The following is a 17,969-nucleotide window of genomic DNA, read 5'->3' as shown; positions in this document are numbered from 1 at the left end:
GAAAAACCCAATTTGGGCGCGGTGTCACGGAAGTTGAGTGATTTTTTCTGGGTTTACAAGCCTTAAACTCATTTTCTCGCCTCGCAGCGCGCTGCATTTAATGGCTTTACCAACCTTGAAACCAACAGCAGAATAATTTTAGGAAACGGTCACTCTAAACGCTAATGTCCGATGCCCGACCAGATTTTATTGCGGGTACAATCCGTATGAAACTGATCACCAAAATAATTCACAGCCGTCACTTGCCTTAAATCGCTATTGGCAATTTTTCGGCTCAATTTGAGTGACTGACGCAGCATAGCGCCGCGCAAAGCGGGCGTATGCATGTGCCCATGTGCCTGCATTTGGGCCGCAATCATCCCGTCAATTGCCACCTCTTCTTGACCTTCTAACAGCATTTCAGCTCCACGCACCACCACAGCCCGGATATCCGTGCACAGGTGAAACGCCTGCGCCGAAGACGCCCAAAGAAACAGATTGAACATAATCAAGATAGGTTTGAGCATGCCGGCCCCCAATACGATACACAACAGTGTTGGCGCGTCGCGTGAGATTAATCAAGCCTATTGGCCCATTTCACGGCATTTGGCGAAAGGTTTCAAAGCCTTTTACGAAGATCTGCGCAAAATATTGACCGCCTCAACCAGGGTTTTAAAGGCGCGCAAACACCATCATCCAGATATTAAAATATCATCCTGTGCAGAAAACATGCTGGCATATAGCCCGGCTTTGGCCATCAGATCGGCATGAGTGCCTTGTTCAACCAATTTGCCGGCCTCAAGCACATAAATATGATCTGCATCAACCACACTCGAAAATTTATGTGCCACAACAATGGTGGTTTTACCGGCCTGAAGATCCTTGAAACTGGCATTAACTTTTTGTTCTGTCAGCGCATCAAGCGCCGATGTTGCCTCATCCAAAAGCAGGATCGGCGCCGGTTTTAAAAAGGCCCGCGCGATCGCGATCCGCTGCTTTTGACCACCCGAAAGCAGGCTGCCTTTTGGACCCACAGGCTGATCCCCGCGTTCGATCATCAAATCATCAATACGCGCCAGTTTTGCCGCCGCACGCACCGCCTCTGCGCTGGCTTTAGGATCTGCATATTGGATGTTTTCTGCGATGCTTTTGTTAAAAATAACCACATCCTGCGCCACGATTGAAAATTTCTCGCGCACCGATTTTAACGTGAATTTTTTAATGTCCTGTCCATTAAACAGAACCGCACCGCTATTTAAATCATAAAGCCGCGCCATCAAACTAAGCAGCGTGGTTTTTCCCGAACCGGTCGAGCCGACAATGGCGGTTTTTTGCCCCGCTTTAAACTGCAGGCTGATACCATCGAATAATGTTTGATCAGCCTCATAGGAAAACCCGATATCATGCAGGGTGATATCGATGCGCGTATCGGTAAACTTTGAGACATTGCCTTCATCTGAAACATCGGGCTGCGTTTGCAACACCCCGCGCACCGAGGCAAGCAAGATCAAACTGGTTTGCAATTTTGTGAAAAATTGCGACAGGCGCCGGGCGGGATCAAAAACGATCACCAAACCCAACAGAAAAGCGATAATCGACGCCCCGTCTAAGGCCGAGGCCTCTGAAAGCGCGAGATATCCACCACCGCCAATCACAACCATATATACTACCGCTGAAGATAAATCGATCGAAGGCAAAACAAGCGCCTGCGCCATATGAAGGTTGACCGCTAATTTTTTGATATTGCCCGATTCAGAAATCATTCGATCGACCTCAGCCGCCTCTTGTCCGGTCATTTTAATCGTGCGCATGCCCCCAGACATTTCTTCAATTGTATTCATGTAACTGCCCAGCGCCTGCTCAGATTGCGCCTGAATGCGTTTGATGGTTTCAGACACCATCCGCATCAGCAAAAAAATGATCGGCAAAAGAAGCAGCGCAACGCCAAAAAGCAGCGCCGATTTATAAATTAAATACCCTGAAATGATTACAATCGTGGCCACATCGCGCACAGCTTCCACCGTGGTGCGGCCAACGAATTGACTCAACGCTTCCACTTGATTGACAAAGCGAAGAATAAGATCCGAAGAATTGGTGCGATCAAAAAACCTTTGATCCATATAAAGAACATGGCGGATCAGATCCGAACGCAGCTCTAAAACAGCGCCACTGGCCAGACGCACGGATAAAGTGGGCACCACAAAAGAAACCAAGGCGCGAACCGTAAAAATCAAAAACACCATCAAGCAAATCCACAGCAGATCTATGATGTCGCCCTGCTCAAAAATCACCCGTAATCCCGTTTCGGTGATGGCCAAAAACTTTTGCAGCACGAAGCCCTCCAAAAGCACCAACGCCAATATCAAGCCCAACCATGGGGTTTTTCTTTTAAGATATCGGCGCCAAAACCAAGCAATATTTGATTTGTCTTTTTCCGAAAAAAGTTTCGAAGCCATATGGTTTCTGCCCATTCCCTGCGCCAGTGTCCCAGAAGATATGGAGAGCATGGCCCTTTTTTGCAACATAGATGCTGCAGATCAAACGATGCGCCGCTTATATGTGAAACATGATAAAAAACAATCGCCTTTCCATATGGCGTTGGCCGCCTGCAATATGGCAAAGCTTAAAACGGCACCACACCCTAGCCTAGACGGCCGAAAAACGTCATCCGTGCGGCCTCCGACAGTGCGATACCCGGCTTGGAATTATATGCCAAAACCACCAGAATGCGATCCCGCGCGCCTTGCGTTGGAGTAACCCGGTGCATCGCATTGCGTCCACGAAACAGCACCAAAGTGCCAGGCTCAACCAAAAGCGCCTCGGGTTGGCGCTTGCCCTCAACAACCGCTTGCACGCCAGAAAAATTCATATCGTCATTTTCTGCATCGCGCAGATCGCGCAGATACTCAAAATCACCGCCTGCCAAAGGGGCCTGCAACAGCAAAGTGATGGCAAATTCCGAATTGTCGAAATGCCAATTCAATTCTTGGCCTTCGCCCGCGTAATGCACGTTGATCGAAGACAACGGATCGGCATATTCAAACAGCGCCTGCTCTCCCACCAATTGGGCGATAAAGCCGCGAAACACGTGCGAATTATAAAGGCTATGCAGGCCAGACCCTGCGGGCACTTGATCCGTGGTGATGCAGCCTTTTGACGAGCTAACTTGACGGTTAAAAATATGATCTTCAGGCAGGCTAGGATCTTTGGGCGTTAAGTAAACATTATGCGTTGATGCGGTGAAAAATGCATGCTTGCGTTCCCGCTGCGCTTCTTTCACCAAATCTATGACCGCTTCGGGGCGCAAAAAGCCTTTCAAGGTTAGCACCCCCTCGCGATCAAAAGCAGCCCGGCAGCGTTCAAGCAAAGCATGATCGTGCAAAGGATAGGCGCTCAGGTCAACAACATCAGACAGGGTGGGCATCAACAATCTCTCTGCAAAGGAATTTGCGCAAAACCCTAGGGGCTTGCCCAAAATCTGACAAGCCCTGATCCGGCAGCGTTCAAAACGATACCCGGTTTGAACCCACAAAAAGCGGCCTTGCCTTTTACGCCTGCACCATGAATTAGCGCTGCAGATTTGGCCAAATGGGTTGAGAATTTATCGGCAAACTCGCAGAAGTTGGCCGCCATAAACGCCTTCAAGATTGCTTTTTGCGTTGGTAAATGCATGTGTGAAGCATGACAACGTTAGAGTTTAGCCACAATAGCGGCCTTGTCGTCGTGTCTTTTCTGATCGCTTTGGTTGCGGGTTTCACCGGCCTAACGCTTACCAAAGACCTGTCCCAAAAGTCTTTTTCGCAGCGTAAAATTGCGGTATCGCTTGCCTCCGTGGCTTTGGGAGGCGGAATTTGGTCGATGCATTTTGTGGCCATGTTGGGCCTGCAAATGCCGGTTTTATTTTACTATGATGCCGCAATCACGCTGGCATCTGCGCTTTTGGCAATTTTGATAGTGGGCGTTGCTTTGGGGCTTTTGCATTTTTTTGAGCGCCGCCCAAAAATTCTTTTTCTGTCCGGCAGCCTTGTCGGGTTTGGCATTTTAACCATGCATTATCTGGGCATGGCCGGTCTGCAATTATGCCGCCCCATTTATACGGTTCAAGGTATCTCATTGGCATTTTTATCCGCGATAAGCCTGTGCGTTGCAGCGATCTGGATCGCCTATGAGCAGCGCTCAAACCGTAATATATTACTGGGAACGGTTTGTTTCGGTTTGGCGGTTTTTGCGGTTCATTTCGTGGCCATATGGGGCACCCGCTTTGTCAAAGCTCCGGCGTTTAATGAGTTGGGGCCTAGCATTACAAACGAAGTTCTGGCGTTGGTCGTAATCTGCTCAAGCTTCCTCATTTTAGGAGCGTTTTTATGGACAGGTGTGACGTTTCTGGTGCCACAACCTACCCAAATGCCAAGCCCAAACCCAGAAAGCGCGGCGCCCGTCTCGTCGGGGGCGCCGGATCCAACGCCAGCGCCCAGCCCAAAGCCAGCTGCGGGCCCTGCGTCATCCGCCGCGTCGCGGGCACAACGAATTCCCTGCGAGAGCCACGGCACCACGTTGTTTATCGCGCCCGCTGACGTGGCCTTTATTCGGGCTGAAGGGCATTATACATATGTGTATAAAAACGATGGCGTGCGGCATTTTTGCGTTTGGCCTATCACCGAAGCCACCAAACGCTTAGCCCAATACAGCTTTCTCACAACCCATCGCAGCTATCTGGTCAACAGCGCTAAGGTGCAGCATTTTGAACGCCTCAAAGACTCGGGTCTGTGCCGGTTTGAAAACCCTAAACTGCCGCCTGTTCCCGTCAGCCGGTCGAATCTCAAACGGGTTAAAGAAACCCTCGGGCTTTAGCAAAGAAGCGCAATTCGTGCAGATCATTCGCAACTGGTGAGAAATTCCGCGGCGTTAATGTATTAGAGCATGTGCGAAAAACCACTTTCACTGACGCTTTTCGCAAAGAATGCTTTTAGGGGAGGAAAAGCAGTGATACCAGCACCATTCAGCTATCATCGGCCCAGCGCTTTGACAGATGCCATCGCCATTCTATCAGAGCACGGCGACGATGCGCGGGTTATGGCCGGCGGCCACAGCCTGATTCCGATGATGAAACTGCGCATGGCGGATATTCCGCACCTGATCGATTTACAAGACATCCCTAATTTGTCTGACATCTCCGTTGAGGGATCGCGGGTCAGAATGGGGGCGATGGTCACCCAAGCGCAAGTGATTGCGGATCAAGGCTTGGCACATGCAGCGCCCTTGTTAAAAGAAGCCGCGCTTCAAATCGCAGATCCACAAGTGCGGTATATGGGCACGGTCGGGGGTAACGTGGCCAATGGAGATCCTGCGAATGACATGCCCGGTCTTATGCAGTGCCTTGATGCTTCATTCACTTTGGTTGGGCCCAATGGCACGCGCGCGGTAAATGCACGCGCGTTTTACGAAGCCGCTTATATGACGGCCCGCGAGGATGAAGAAGTTTTGACAGAAATCTCGTTTGACGCGCATGCGGCCGGATATGCCTATGAAAAGCAAAAGCGCAAAATCGGTGATTACGCCACCGCTGCTTCGGCGGTATTGCTTTCCAAAGACGGCGGCCGCTGCAGCAGCGCCTCGATCGCAATGACCAATCTTAGCGATACGCCGATCTTCTCAGAAGCGGCCAGTGCTGCCTTAATCGGAACCCAACTTGATGACGCGGCGATCAAGCAAGCCGTTAGCGCGGCGCTGGGTGATATCGACCCAACCGAAGATAACCGCGGTCCCGTTGCGTTTAAAATGCACGTGGCTGGCGTTATCCTGACCCGCGCGATCCAGCGCGCTTGGTCCCGGGCTTGAAAGGAATAAAACATGACAGATAAACTACATATCAAACTAACCGTGAACGGCCAGGAAGAAGAGTTTCTCGCCGAGCCGCGCGAATTGCTGATTTATACATTGCGCGAACGGTTGAACATCACGGGCCCACATATCGGTTGTGAAACATCGCATTGCGGCGCGTGCACCATCACCATGGATGGCAAATCGGTCAAAGCCTGTACGGTTTTTATTGGCCAAGCCAATGGTGCAGATGTGACCACGATCGAAGGTATGGGCGGCCCCGATGCGCTTCACCCGCTGCAAAGCGCGTTCAAAGAGCATCATGGTTTGCAATGTGGCTATTGCACGCCGGGAATGATCACCCGTGCGGCAAAACTGCTCGAGGAAAATCCATCCCCAACCGAAGAAGACATACGCTTTGGAATGTCGGGAAACCTGTGCCGCTGCACCGGTTATCAAAATATTGTCAAATCCATTCTCGCCGCTGCGGCTGAGATGAACGCCGCGAAGGAGGCTGCAGAATGAATGATATGACTCCAGACCGCGAAGAGCGCAAATCAAGCCTCAAAGGCATGGGATCCTCGCGCAAGCGCGTTGAAGATGCGCGCTTCACCCAAGGCAAAGGCAATTATGTCGATGACATCAAACTTGATGGGATGCTGTCGGGAGATTTTGTACGCTCACCCTATGCGCATGCCCGGGTGGTGGATATAAACACCGAAGCCGCTTTGAAAGTGCCCGGCGTGTTGGCCGTGCTGACAGCCAAAGATCTTGAACCTTTGGGCCTGCATTGGATGCCCACTTTAGCCGGCGATAAGCAAATGGTTTTGGCCGATGGCAAAGTGTTGTTTCAAGGCCAGGAAGTGGCGTTTGTCATCGCCAAAGACCGTTTTGCAGCCGCGGATGGAATCGAAGCCGTTGAGGTTGAATATGAAGAACTGCCGGTTCTGACGGATCCGTTTGAAGCGCTGAAATCAGACGTGGTTTTGCGCGAAGATCTTGATCCAACAGCCGATGGCGCCCATGGGCCTCGCAAGCATCACAACCACATCTTCACATGGGAAGCTGGTGAAAAAGACGCAACCGAGCAGGTGCTGGCCGAAGCCGATGTGGTGGCTGAAGAAATGATCTATTATCATCGTACCCATCCTTGCCCCTTGGAAACCTGCGGCTGCGTGGCCTCAATGGATAAGGTCAATGGCAAGCTAACGCTTTGGGGCACGTTTCAAGCGCCGCATGCGATCCGCACCGTGGTCTCGCTGATTTCGGGCATTGAAGAGCATAATATTCGCGTGATCTCGCCCGATATTGGAGGCGGGTTTGGCAATAAAGTTGGGGCTTATGCGGGCTATGTCTGCTCGGTTGTGGCCTCCATCGTCACTGGCCAGCCGGTAAAATGGATCGAAGACCGGATGGACAATCTGATGACCACCGCTTTTGCCCGCGATTATTGGATGCAAGGGAAGATCTCGGCCACCAAAGACGGCAAGATCACTGGGCTCTGGTGCCATACAACAGCCGATCATGGCGGGTTTGACGCCTGCGCAGATCCCACCAAATTTCCAGCCGGCTTCATGAATATTTGCACAGGATCTTACGATATCCCCACCGCCTATCTGGCAGTCGATGGTGTCTACACCAACAAAGCCCCTGGCGGCGTGGCCTATCGCTGTTCCTTCCGCGTCACCGAAGCGGCTTATTTCATCGAACGGATGGTCGAGGTTTTGGCCATTGAGCTGAACATGGATGCAGCCGAATTACGCCGGATCAACTTTATCAAAAAGGATCAATTTCCGTATAATTCAGCGTTAGGCTGGGAATATGATTCCGGCGATTATCACACGGCTTGGGACAAAGCGTTGAAAGCTGTGAACTACGACGATCTGCGCAAAGAACAAAGCGCGCGCGTGGCCGCGTTTCAGCGCGGCGAGACGCGCAAATTATTGGGAATTGGCTTGACCCATTTCACCGAAATCGTTGGAGCTGGACCGGTCAAAAACTGCGATATTTTGGGGCTGGGCATGTTTGACAGCTGCGAAATTCGCATTCATCCCACGGGATCTGCCATCGCACGGCTTGGCACGATCAGTCAGGGGCAGGGCCATGCCACAACATTTGCCCAAATTCTGGCCACAGAAATTGGCCTGCCAGCAGATTCGATCACCATCGAGGAAGGTGATACCGATACAGCCCCCTACGGGCTTGGCACCTATGGCTCGCGCTCAACGCCAGTGGCCGGCGCCGCCACCGCAATGGCGGGACGTAAGATTCGCGCCAAAGCGCAGATGATTGCCGCCTATCTGCTGGAAGTGCATGATGATGACGTTGAGTTTGACGTAGACCGCTTTGTCGTTAAGGGCGCGCCAGAGCGCTTCAAAACCATGAAAGACATCGCCTTTGCCAGCTATAATCAGGCGATACCGGGGCTTGAACCGGGCCTCGAAGCGGTCAGTTACTATGATCCGCCCAACATGACCTACCCATTCGGCGCCTATATCTGCGTGATGGAATTAGATGTGGATACGGGCGAGCATGAAATCCGGCAATTTTATGCGCTAGATGATTGCGGCACGCGGATCAACCCGATGATTATTGAGGGCCAGGTGCATGGCGGTTTAACCGAAGCGCTGGCGATCGCGATGGGCCAAGAAATCGCCTATGATGAGATGGGCAATGTAAAAACCGGAACCTTAATGGATTTCTTCCTGCCAACGGCTTGGGAAACACCCCATTATACCACCGATCATACGACCACGCCCTCACCGCATCATCCCATCGGAGCCAAAGGTGTCGGTGAAAGCCCGAATGTGGGGGGCGTTCCGGCCTTTTCAAACGCCGTGCATGATGCCTTCCGCGCCTTTGGATTGCGTCAGGCGCACATGCCCCACGATCATTGGCGGGTTTGGAAGATCGCAAATGATTTAGGCTTGCATGGCTAAACAAAGCACGGGCGGATCTTTTCCGCCCGCTTTTGAGGATGGCAGACATGAGCTTTAGCGCAGTGCAAACCGCGATGGCCGAGGCAGGCTATATGGCATCGGATGATTTGGCTGTTGCCTTGCATCTGGCGATCTCGCTGCAGCGGCCGATCCTGCTGGAAGGGGCCGCGGGCGTTGGCAAAACCGAAGTGGCGCGAGTGTTGGCAACGGTGCAAAAAACCCAGCTCATCCGCTTGCAATGCTATGAAGGTCTGGATGCCGCACAGGCTATTTACGAATGGAATTATCAGCGCCAACTTTTGGCGATCCGCAGCAGCGCCGAGGCAGGGGAAACCGGATCCACGGTTGAAAAGCGCATTTTTTCAGAGGAGTTCTTACTCGAACGCCCGCTTTTGGCCGCCATTCGCCAACCCCAAGCGCCGGTGTTGCTGATCGATGAGATCGACCGCGCAGATGAAGAATTTGAAGCCTATCTTTTGGAGATATTGGCAGATTTTCAAATCACCGTGCCAGAGCTGGGTACATTAAAAGCGGTGAGTAAACCCATTGTGGTTCTGACTGCAAATGGCACGCGCGATTTATCAGACGCGCTGCGCAGGCGTTGCCTTTACACCTATGTTGACTATCCAGATCGCGAAACCGAATTGGCCATCTTAAACAGCCGATGCCCTAACATAGAAGCCAAGCTCGCAGAGCAAATCATCGGATTTGTGCAAAAACTGCGGGCAGAAGATTTAGAAAAAAACCCCGGCATTGCCGAAACGCTGGATTTTGCTGCAGCGCTGATGGGGTTGGGTATCGCCGATCTCACCGCGAACCCCGCGGCTTTGCAGGCCAGCTTGACCACGCTTTTAAAAACCCAAAGCGATCAAGCCCATATCACCCGTGAAGTGGCACAGCGGCTTGCCGGGCGCGCGGCATGAGCCGCGTAACCCGATTTGCTGGGCGCGATCCCGGCCCTGCCGCTAGAATGAGCGGATTTTTGGCCCATCTGCGAGAAAATGGCCTGCGCCTTGGCGTGGCGGAAACCGATTTGGCACTGGCCGGTCTCAGCCATGTCTCGGCTGCGCATATCCATGAAACCCGCTCAGCACTAAAGGCGATCTGCACCGGCTGCAAAGAAGATGCCGCACGGTTTGACGATCTTTTTGCCGCCTATTGGTTGAATGCTGGGCGGGTTAAACCAAAAGTCATCTCCGCTCAGAAACGTCCACAGGCAGATCAAATGTCATCTTCGCGCCGCGCTGCGGGCACCGATCAAGGGGCATCTGGCGCCCCCGAAACCCCAGAGACGGGCGAAACCGAAGCAGAAAGCGATGGATTGGGGCGTTTGATCGCCAGCAAAACCAATAATTTAAAACGCGCCGATTTACGCGCTTTGATCCAACCAAGCGATCTTGCAAAGGCCCAAGAACTGGCCGAGAAACTGGGCGCCGCCTTGAAAGACCGCCGCTCGCGCCGCCGCCGGGCGGCGCAAAAAGGGACTCAATTGCATTTTCGCAAAATTATCCGGCAAAGCCTTGCAACAGGCGGCGAGCCAGTCCGGCTTGCCCGAAAAAATCGCCCCGAACGCAGCTTGAAAATATCTGCAATCTGCGATGTCTCTGGCTCGATGACGGTGTATGCAAAAGTGTTTCTTGCATTTTTACTGGGTCTGATGCGCAACGACCCCACCAGCGATGCCTATTTGTTTCACACCCGTTTGATCCGGATCAGCGAAGCCATGCGCGATAAAGATGCGTTTCGCGCCTTAACGCGGATGTCGCTGATGGCAGACGGGTTTGGAGGCGGCTCAAAAATCGGCGAAAGTTTGGATTATTATGCCCGTAATTATGCAAAAAAATTCGTCAACGGACGCACCGTGGTGCTTATCTTATCCGATGGGTACGATACCGGCCCGGCGCATCAACTGGCGGGTGCGCTGGCGCAGCTGAAAAAGCGTGACTGTAAAATCATTTGGTTAAACCCGCTGAAAAGCTGGCAAGACTATCAGCCAATTGCCAAGGGCATGGCCGCCGCAATGCCTTATCTTGATGGATTCAAATCTGCCGGATCACTGGCCGAGCTTGCCACTTTAGAAACGGAGCTCGCCCGCTTATGATGCCCAAAGAATTGCTCGATGATGATATGTCCGAGGCGATTGACGGGATGCGCACGCGCCAAGAAGCCTTTGCGCTGGCCACGATTATCCGCACCGCCGGGGCCACAGCGGCCAAACCAGGTGCCAAAGCTGTACTGGATGCGCAGGGTCAGATTGTTTTTGGTTGGATCGGGGGGGGCTGCGCCCGCAGCGCCGTCAAACAAGGCGTCTTGCGCGCCATTCACGAAGACACTCCGCAGCTGGTTTCGATCACCCCCGAAGACCTGCTGTCAGAAAAGGGATTGAGCAATGGAGACGAAAGCGAAGGCATGCACTTTGCGCGCAATGGCTGCCCTTCAAAGGGCACAATTGATATTTTTATCGAGCCCTGCTTGCCGCGTCCAGAGCTTATTGTTTTTGGCGCCTCGCCGGTGGCGATGGCCCTCGCCGCGCTAGCCCCTCAATTTGATTGGTCTGTGTCAGGCAACGCGCGATCTGATGGGTTCGCCATACCACCATCAACAAAACGCTATGCGATTGTGATCGCCACGCAAGGTCAAGGCGATTTGCAAGCGCTGCGCGCCTCATTAGGCGCAAGCAAAGGGTTCGTAGCCTTTGTTGGCAGCCGCAAAAAATACCAGACGCTCGCGATAAAACTGATCGAAAGCGGATTGCCAGAAGAGCGGGTGCGCGCCGTGCAAGCACCGGCGGGCTTGGATATTGGCGCGGTTACCCCCGAAGAAATTGCGTTGTCCATCTTAGCCGGATTGACGCAATTGCGACGCAAAGCGTTCCGAGGAGAGGCCCAAAATGCTTAGTGCCAAAACGCTGCGTCTGAGATGTCTTGTTTATGCGCAAGATCTCTGCCAGACATCTGCGCATCATATCTGGAAAGTGCGGTTCATATGAAAATCATTTTAAAGTTTATGCGGCGGCGCATACAGCGCCTATCGCTGACACCGCAGCAAGCGGATGCTTTGGCGCGCCTCAAATTCCCCTGCTGCTAACGAAGGAACCCCTATGGAACTGAATGACGAAATCGAAATCAACGCCCCAATAAGCACCGTTTATGCGGCGCTGAATGATCCTGAAATTTTGCAGCAATGTATTCCGGGCTGCGAAGAGCTGATCAAACATTCCGACACAAATTTAGAGGCCAAGGTGGTTTTGAAAGTTGGCCCAGTAAAGGCCCGCTTCAGCGGTGAGGTTGTGCTTGACCAAACCGGAGCACCGGAAAAGTTTTCGTTAAGCGGCAAAGGCAATGGCGGTGCAGCCGGTCATGCCAAAGGCAGCGCCGATGTGACTTTGCGCGCCGAAGGGGATAAAACCATCCTTGCTTACGCGGCCAAAGCCGATATCGGCGGTAAGCTGGCGCAATTGGGCAACCGGTTGGTGCAAAGCACCGCGAAAAAACTGGCGGGTAAATTTTTCACCACGTTTTCCGAAATTTTAGACGGGCCAGAGTAGGCGTGAACCCACGCATCGCTCGGTGAGACCCTGAATTGCGAAACTGGCGGGCCGGGCCTTTTTGGAACGCGTAATCCAAAATAGTTGCCCTTATGGAAATTACGCTATTTCTCAAGCGTCAGCAGACCCAGAAGGGCAGAGCGATACGCTTTTGGCCACGCCGCAAAACGGTTGCGGCAATGGCCGGTTAAAGGCCTTTTTTCCTTTTCAAACGGCCGTCTTAAGCTGGGCCCAGCGGCAAACCAAATCGCTTAAGATAGCGATCTCGCAAAGCCTGCGAGGTGTGTTTTGGCCAATGGTTTTGCAACACCATGCGCGCCTGCTGCGCGGCGCGGCTGCCCATATCCAGCTTATCACTGGCTTGCCACTCTTCAATCAATCCACGATCCGCCACGTCAGGATATAAAAAATCGCTGCGCATGCGCGCATAGGTTTCAGGCCGGCCCAAGAAATGCCCTTCGCCGGCAACAACCTCCGTGATCGCGGCCAAGGCAAGGGTCTCCTCTGAGATTTCGGGCAGAATATTCGCGCGCAAAATAGCGCCAAGCATATCATTATCCGCAACCATCGCAGCAAAGCTCACGCCCATCAAGGCGGCTTGCGCCCCCGCTGCCTGCGTGATCAAATTGGCCCCGCTTTGCATCGCAGATTGAATCGTCGTTGCTTTTTCATATCCGGATTGAAAATCAACCAGCTTGCTATCGGTTGCCCCCGCAATCACCGAGCAGGGGATCTGCCACGCACGCAAGGCTTGCGCGGCCATCGCGGTTGCCATTGATTGTTCCCCCGCCCCGCCAGCCATGCCGCCGCTGCGCAAATCGATTATCATCGGGCGCGGCCCCGCGATTCTGGGTGCTTGAGGATCCAACGCATGCACAAAGGCCAAACCCGCCAACACTTCTGCCAAGGTCTGCGCAACCGATCCCGCCAATGTAACCGCGCTAGACGCGCCCAATTGACCAAAAACATTACAATGAACCGGAATTCCCGCATCCACCGCCGCGTGCATAACCGCGATGCTTTGCGCATGCATGCGCAATGGGGGTACCGCATGATTTATGTTCAAAGACAGAAACGGCCTCTCCCGGAAGGTCGCTTCTCCTCCGGCAATTTCATAACACAGCTCGGCAATTTTGAGCACATGCGCGGCCTCACTAGCTGAAACCACCACATGTTTCGAGGTACCAAAAACCGAAGCAACCGCGGTTCCAAGATCAAATTCCAGCGGATCTTCGATATCGCGCGCCACCACCGAGCGTGAAAAAAAATGGATATGATCCAGCGTATCCGCCAATCGAGCGGCAGAAAATAAATCTGCCAATGTCGACGGGTGGTAGGTCTTGGTCTCATCATCCAAAACCGTCGGGGCTGCGCCCCCGGTTCCCGTATAAGACGCGCTTCCGCCCAGCTTAAGATCATGCAAGGCGTTTTGCCCGGCAAGCAACACCTGTTTCGGGCCCTCTTGCACGGCAGCCTCTAACAAATCGCGTGGATAAAATAGCCGGTCGTTTTCACACCGCCCCCCCGCATCGATGATAATATCGCAGAGCGTATCGGGCGCTTCAGACACGCCTATATCGGTTAAAATTGTAAAGGCAGTTTGTTGAATTTTGCCAAGGCTCTGATCTGACAAAGGCGCCCAAGTTCCCCCCTGTGCAACCGTAATCGGTGCAGCAGCTGCCTGATTAGACGCCGCTGATTTGCGAGACCGGCGGGCCATCAGTCTGGCGCAGCCGGCGCGTTAAACGGGCTATCCTTAGCCGATACACATGCTTGAGGAAGGTCCAACCAGCGCAGAAAAGCACCATTAAAATTTCGGAGCATCGGGTCCACCTTTATGTGAAGAGCAGCGCGGCAAAAAGAATTTGCAACTTTTACCCATTATAAATAACCCCGTCTCAGTGGCCGGAGATCATCGCCGATAGTTTTCATCTGCAGCCGGCGCTTTAACCGGCTTAGCCCAAGAAAATATTGGTCATTATCAAGGCTGAATTCTGCGCGCATACGGCCCCTCCTGTGACGAGGCTTGAGATTTTACCAAACCCGCTATCTTAACGCCAAATCGATCCTGCGCTGCAAGCAGTATTTTTTAAGCGCGACCATTGCGCAAGCATGGCTCAAAAATATTCATTTCTGTATGATCATTTGACGCGCCCGAAATCGGTTTCAAAGCATTTGCTAGAAGCGCAAACATATGTGAGGTTGAATGAAAAAAGCCTCAAAACATGAATATGCGTCAGTCTATCTTGGCAAAATGGCGGCCCTGCACGGACAGTACGCAAGCTTGAAAAGGCCCAAACACAGCTGCGCAGATAACCGCCCTTACCAATTTAAACGATAAAATGATATGACGATAAAGTATCACAACAGTATAAAAATGCATTTATTTAAAAAACTTCTCTCATTTTTCATAACGAATAAAGAGGCTTTTTTGTTGACATATAGGGCCCCAGAGGCACCATAGTTTCTATGATCGACAATAAAAAAATACGATCAGATCAATAGGAGGAGGAAATAATGAAGATAACACTCAAAAGAACGCTGTCTATCGCCCTCACCGCGTCTGCCTTAACCGGTATGGCAAGTTTGGGCTTTGCCGGTGAATGCCGGGTCAGCGAGGCCAGCATGGCCAAGCCCGGTGGCTTTCCCGAGCGGGCTTTAACCATGGTGGTTCCCTATGGTCCTGGTGGTGGATCGGGCCAAGTTGCAGCTGCAATGGCCGAAGCCGTCACCGGTTTGACATCAGTCAATATCAACCGCGATCACAAACCAGGCGGATCCGGTACGGTTGGAATGACAGCCTATATGTCAGCACCTGCTGACGGCTATACAGTTCTTGAACATATTGATGATGCATCCTCAGCCCATGCGCTGGATTCGAGCAAACCCAATCCGGCAGTTGATCTGATTCCGTTGGTGATTTCACAAGTTACCTTCTCGCAAGTGTATATTCGAAGCAATGAAACACGCTTCACCGATTGGCCAAGCTTTGTGGCATGGGTTCAGGCTCAAGATGGCAAAGCAACCATTGCCAACGTGTCAAAAGAAGGTTCGATGGAAAGGGTGATTATGAAATTTATCACCGAGGCCTCGGACATGCAGATCCAACAGATCTCATTTGACAAAGGAGCTCCGCGCTATGGCGCGCTTTTGGGCGGTCAAGTGGATGCTTTATTCGAGCAGCCAGGCGATGTGCGCAACTTTCTGGATGCGGGCAATTTCAAGCCAATCCTAACCGTATTCAACGAGCGCCCCGCCGCATTTGCTGATGTGCCAACGCATGTCGAAATGGGTATGGATTTTGAACCGCTTTTGCGCTTTCGCGGCTTTTATGTACATAAAGACGCGCCTGCCGACCGCGTTGACTGGTTGAAATGGGCCTTTCAGCGCGCCTATTGCGAAGACAGCTATCAAACCTATAACGATAGCAAATTCATGAATGTGATTGACAGCTATCGCGATACAGATGGAGCGATTGACATGATCAATGCAGCGATCGAGCAATATCGTGACGTCTATAAATCCATGGGCTTAGACGTAAAATAAACTAAAAACGTAAGCTAGGCGCCTGCTTGGAGCCACCGCTCCAAGCAGGTTCTGGCCTAAAAAAGACAAAAAATATGGGCAATCTTAAAAAATCAGATTTGATAGAAGCCGTTTTTTGGCTGGCACTTGCAGGCATTTTTTTCGCCGTCACCTATGACTTCAATCAACCAATTGAAATTTACAAATTCGGGGCGACGGGCTGGCCGCGCACCATCCTTTTATTGATGGTTTTGGTGGCTTTGGGCAATGTGTTTTACACTCTGCGCCATGGTGGAAAAGCCCTGAAAAGCCGCGTTGGAGCCAGCGAAGAGCCAGATCAGATCGAATATCGCGGATTGCGCGATTATTTGAAAACTGGCTTTATCCTATTGCTGCCTTTTGCCTATGCGATCTCGCTAAAACCCGTGGGGTTTTATGCCGGAACTCCAGTGTTCATTGCGCTGATTATGCTGGCCTGGGGCGAACGCAGACTGGGCTTTATTCTGGGCAGCACGGTGGTGATCTATACCTTATTGATCCTGCTGTTCATGGTGGTGTTAAACGCACCCCTGCCGCAAGGCAACGTTTCCCCGTTTTACGATATCAGCGCGTTTATGCTGAAAACCAAAACCCAACTCGATCAACTGTTTTAAGGGTGGCCCATGCTTGAGAATTTTCTAGCCGGAACGGCTACGCTATTTGGCGATCCCGTCACGATTGGCATTTTCATCTTCGGCGTTGTTGGCGGTATGCTATTCGGGGCCATCCCGGGCGTTAGCATGCTGACATTGGCAGCGATTTTGCTGCCCTTTACCGCCGATCTGAACCCGGCACAGGGGGTGATGCTATTCGCGGTGATTTATTGCACCGGCACCTATGGCGGGGCGATCACGGCAATCTTGTTCAACATTCCAGGCGCGCCTGAAAACGCCCCAACGGCCTTTGACGGCTATCCGATGACACAAAAAGGCATGGCCGGAAAAGCCGTTGGCGCGGCCGTTTTATGCTCTGCAATCGGTGGCATCGCATCCGCCTTGGTGATGATGAGCGCAACAGAGCCACTTGCCAAATGGGCAATTATGAATATTGGACCGCCAGAAATTTTTGCGCTGGTATTTTTTGGCCTTGCCGTTGCCTCCTCGGTTGGCGGGCGCACGATCTGGAAAGGCTGGCTATCGGTGCTTTTGGGGCTTTTGGTGGCAACGATCGGGCAAGACCCCGTGGGCGGCATCAACCGCTTCAATTTCGGCTTTACAGATTTGGCCGCCGGCATCGCTTTTGTGCCGGCCATTCTAGGTTTTTTCGCGGTATCCGAAGTATTTGTACAAGCCGAGCGCAACATCAGCGGAAAATACGTGGCGCCGAAATTCAGCGTTGATTTTCCGAGCATTGCCGAGCTTTGGGCGCATAAAATTGCGGTAGTACGCTCAATTTTTGTCGGCTTCTTTTGCGGTATTTTACCGGGCATCGGCGCTACGTTGGCTGCTTTTATGGGCTATGGCGAGGCAGTGCGCTGGTCAAAAGATAAAAAAGAATTTGGCAAAGGCAAATTGGAAGGCGTGATTTCATCCGAAACCGCCAATAACGCGGCCACTGGCGCCGCAATGATCCCTCTTTTGGCGCTGGGTCTGCCGGGCGGCGCGTTAACCGCGATGATGGTCGCCGTGTTCCAAATGCACGATCTCGAGCCAGGGCCATTGGTGTTTTATAACTCACCAGACTTGATCTGGATCGTTTTCGCCGCGATGTTCTATGCTAACCTATCAATCCTTTTCATCGGATTGCTCGAAACCAAAACCATCCTTTATTTGCTGAAAATTCCGTTTCAATTTTTAGCTCCGATGATTTTAATGCTGGCCAGTATCGGCGCTTATATCGGGCGTGGACTGGTACTGGATGTGATGGTGATGTTTGGCGCAGGAATTATCGGCTTTTTACTACGCCGGTCGGGATATTCTATTCCGGGCATCGTGCTGGGCCTGATCCTCGGTAAAATTGGTGAGCAAAACTTTGCGCAGGGCATGCAAATGGTTCATTATGATTTGGCCACGTATTTTTCGCGCCCGATTTGCACGATCCTTATTATAGCGGGGGCTTTAACGTTGTTGAAAAGCCTTCACTCAGCCTTCTCCTCACATGAGGAAAAGGCAAATGTTTGA

Annotated in this window: 16 protein-coding genes; 11 read left to right on the top strand and 5 right to left on the bottom strand. The window is 52.1% G+C overall.

Annotation, left to right across the window (positions count from 1 at the left end):
• Positions 1-161: 161 nt before the first annotated feature.
• The 4 genes from UM181_05955 to UM181_05940 form a co-directional block, all read right to left on the bottom strand.
• Complete coding sequence (locus UM181_05955; GenBank protein WQC64144.1) at positions 162-506, bottom strand: hypothetical protein; 345 nt, start codon at positions 504-506, stop codon at positions 162-164.
• 165 nt (positions 507-671) lie between these two features.
• A complete protein-coding gene (locus UM181_05950) occupies positions 672-2,435 on the bottom strand; it encodes an ABC transporter ATP-binding protein (protein ID WQC64143.1) in 1,764 nt (587 codons plus the stop codon).
• 185 nt (positions 2,436-2,620) lie between these two features.
• The gene (locus UM181_05945) at positions 2,621-3,403 is read right to left on the bottom strand and encodes a 2OG-Fe(II) oxygenase (protein WQC64142.1); all 783 of its coding nucleotides are present in this window, start codon (positions 3,401-3,403) and stop codon (positions 2,621-2,623) included.
• 35 nt (positions 3,404-3,438) lie between these two features.
• The gene (locus UM181_05940; GenBank protein WQC64141.1) at positions 3,439-3,651 is read right to left on the bottom strand and encodes a hypothetical protein; all 213 of its coding nucleotides are present in this window, start codon (positions 3,649-3,651) and stop codon (positions 3,439-3,441) included.
• Positions 3,652-3,660: 9 nt separating this feature from the next.
• On the opposite strand from UM181_05940, the gene UM181_05935 reads away from it, so the two are divergent.
• From UM181_05935 to UM181_05900, 8 genes are all read left to right on the top strand, one after another.
• Complete coding sequence (locus UM181_05935; GenBank protein ID WQC64140.1) at positions 3,661-4,830, top strand: MHYT domain-containing protein; 1,170 nt, start codon at positions 3,661-3,663, stop codon at positions 4,828-4,830.
• 132 nt (positions 4,831-4,962) lie between these two features.
• Entirely contained in the window at positions 4,963-5,817 is an 855-nt protein-coding gene (locus UM181_05930) for a xanthine dehydrogenase family protein subunit M (protein ID WQC64139.1), read from the top strand.
• A gap of 12 nt (positions 5,818-5,829) precedes the next feature.
• Positions 5,830-6,324 (top strand): (2Fe-2S)-binding protein, encoded by a 495-nt coding sequence (locus tag UM181_05925; GenBank protein WQC64138.1) that lies wholly within the window; start codon positions 5,830-5,832, stop codon positions 6,322-6,324.
• A complete protein-coding gene (locus UM181_05920; protein ID WQC64137.1) occupies positions 6,321-8,738 on the top strand; it encodes an aerobic carbon-monoxide dehydrogenase large subunit in 2,418 nt (805 codons plus the stop codon). Before UM181_05925 ends, UM181_05920 begins: the two co-directional genes overlap by 4 nt.
• Positions 8,739-8,785: 47 nt before the next feature.
• Positions 8,786-9,661: a MoxR family ATPase gene (locus tag UM181_05915; protein WQC64136.1), complete on the top strand. Its 876-nt coding sequence runs from the start codon at positions 8,786-8,788 to the stop codon at positions 9,659-9,661.
• The gene (locus UM181_05910; GenBank protein WQC64135.1) at positions 9,658-10,839 is read left to right on the top strand and encodes a VWA domain-containing protein; all 1,182 of its coding nucleotides are present in this window, start codon (positions 9,658-9,660) and stop codon (positions 10,837-10,839) included. The genes UM181_05915 and UM181_05910 overlap by 4 nt, the downstream gene beginning before the upstream one ends.
• Positions 10,836-11,636, top strand: coding sequence for an XdhC family protein (locus tag UM181_05905; GenBank protein WQC64134.1), 801 nt, complete (start codon positions 10,836-10,838; stop codon positions 11,634-11,636). Before UM181_05910 ends, UM181_05905 begins: the two co-directional genes overlap by 4 nt.
• 202 nt (positions 11,637-11,838) lie before the next feature.
• Complete coding sequence (locus tag UM181_05900) at positions 11,839-12,285, top strand: carbon monoxide dehydrogenase subunit G (protein ID WQC64133.1); 447 nt, start codon at positions 11,839-11,841, stop codon at positions 12,283-12,285.
• 220 nt (positions 12,286-12,505) lie between these two features.
• Here UM181_05900 and UM181_05895 read toward each other — a convergent pair whose 3' ends face one another.
• Positions 12,506-14,005 (bottom strand): trimethylamine methyltransferase family protein, encoded by a 1,500-nt coding sequence (locus UM181_05895; protein WQC64132.1) that lies wholly within the window; start codon positions 14,003-14,005, stop codon positions 12,506-12,508.
• Between the two features lie 797 nt (positions 14,006-14,802).
• Between UM181_05895 and UM181_05890 the strand changes: the two genes are divergently transcribed.
• From UM181_05890 to UM181_05880, 3 genes are all read left to right on the top strand, one after another.
• Complete coding sequence (locus UM181_05890; GenBank protein WQC64131.1) at positions 14,803-15,831, top strand: tripartite tricarboxylate transporter substrate binding protein; 1,029 nt, start codon at positions 14,803-14,805, stop codon at positions 15,829-15,831.
• Positions 15,832-15,905: 74 nt separating this feature from the next.
• The gene (locus tag UM181_05885) at positions 15,906-16,463 is read left to right on the top strand and encodes a tripartite tricarboxylate transporter TctB family protein (GenBank protein ID WQC64130.1); all 558 of its coding nucleotides are present in this window, start codon (positions 15,906-15,908) and stop codon (positions 16,461-16,463) included.
• A 9-nt stretch (positions 16,464-16,472) separates the two neighbouring features.
• A complete protein-coding gene (locus UM181_05880; GenBank protein WQC64129.1) occupies positions 16,473-17,969 on the top strand; it encodes a tripartite tricarboxylate transporter permease in 1,497 nt (498 codons plus the stop codon).

The organism is Alphaproteobacteria bacterium US3C007 (assembly GCA_034423775.1).
GTDB classification, from domain to species: domain Bacteria; phylum Pseudomonadota; class Alphaproteobacteria; order Rhodobacterales; family Rhodobacteraceae; genus Thalassovivens; species Thalassovivens spotae.
This window is presented reverse-complemented; position numbering and strand designations above follow the sequence as displayed.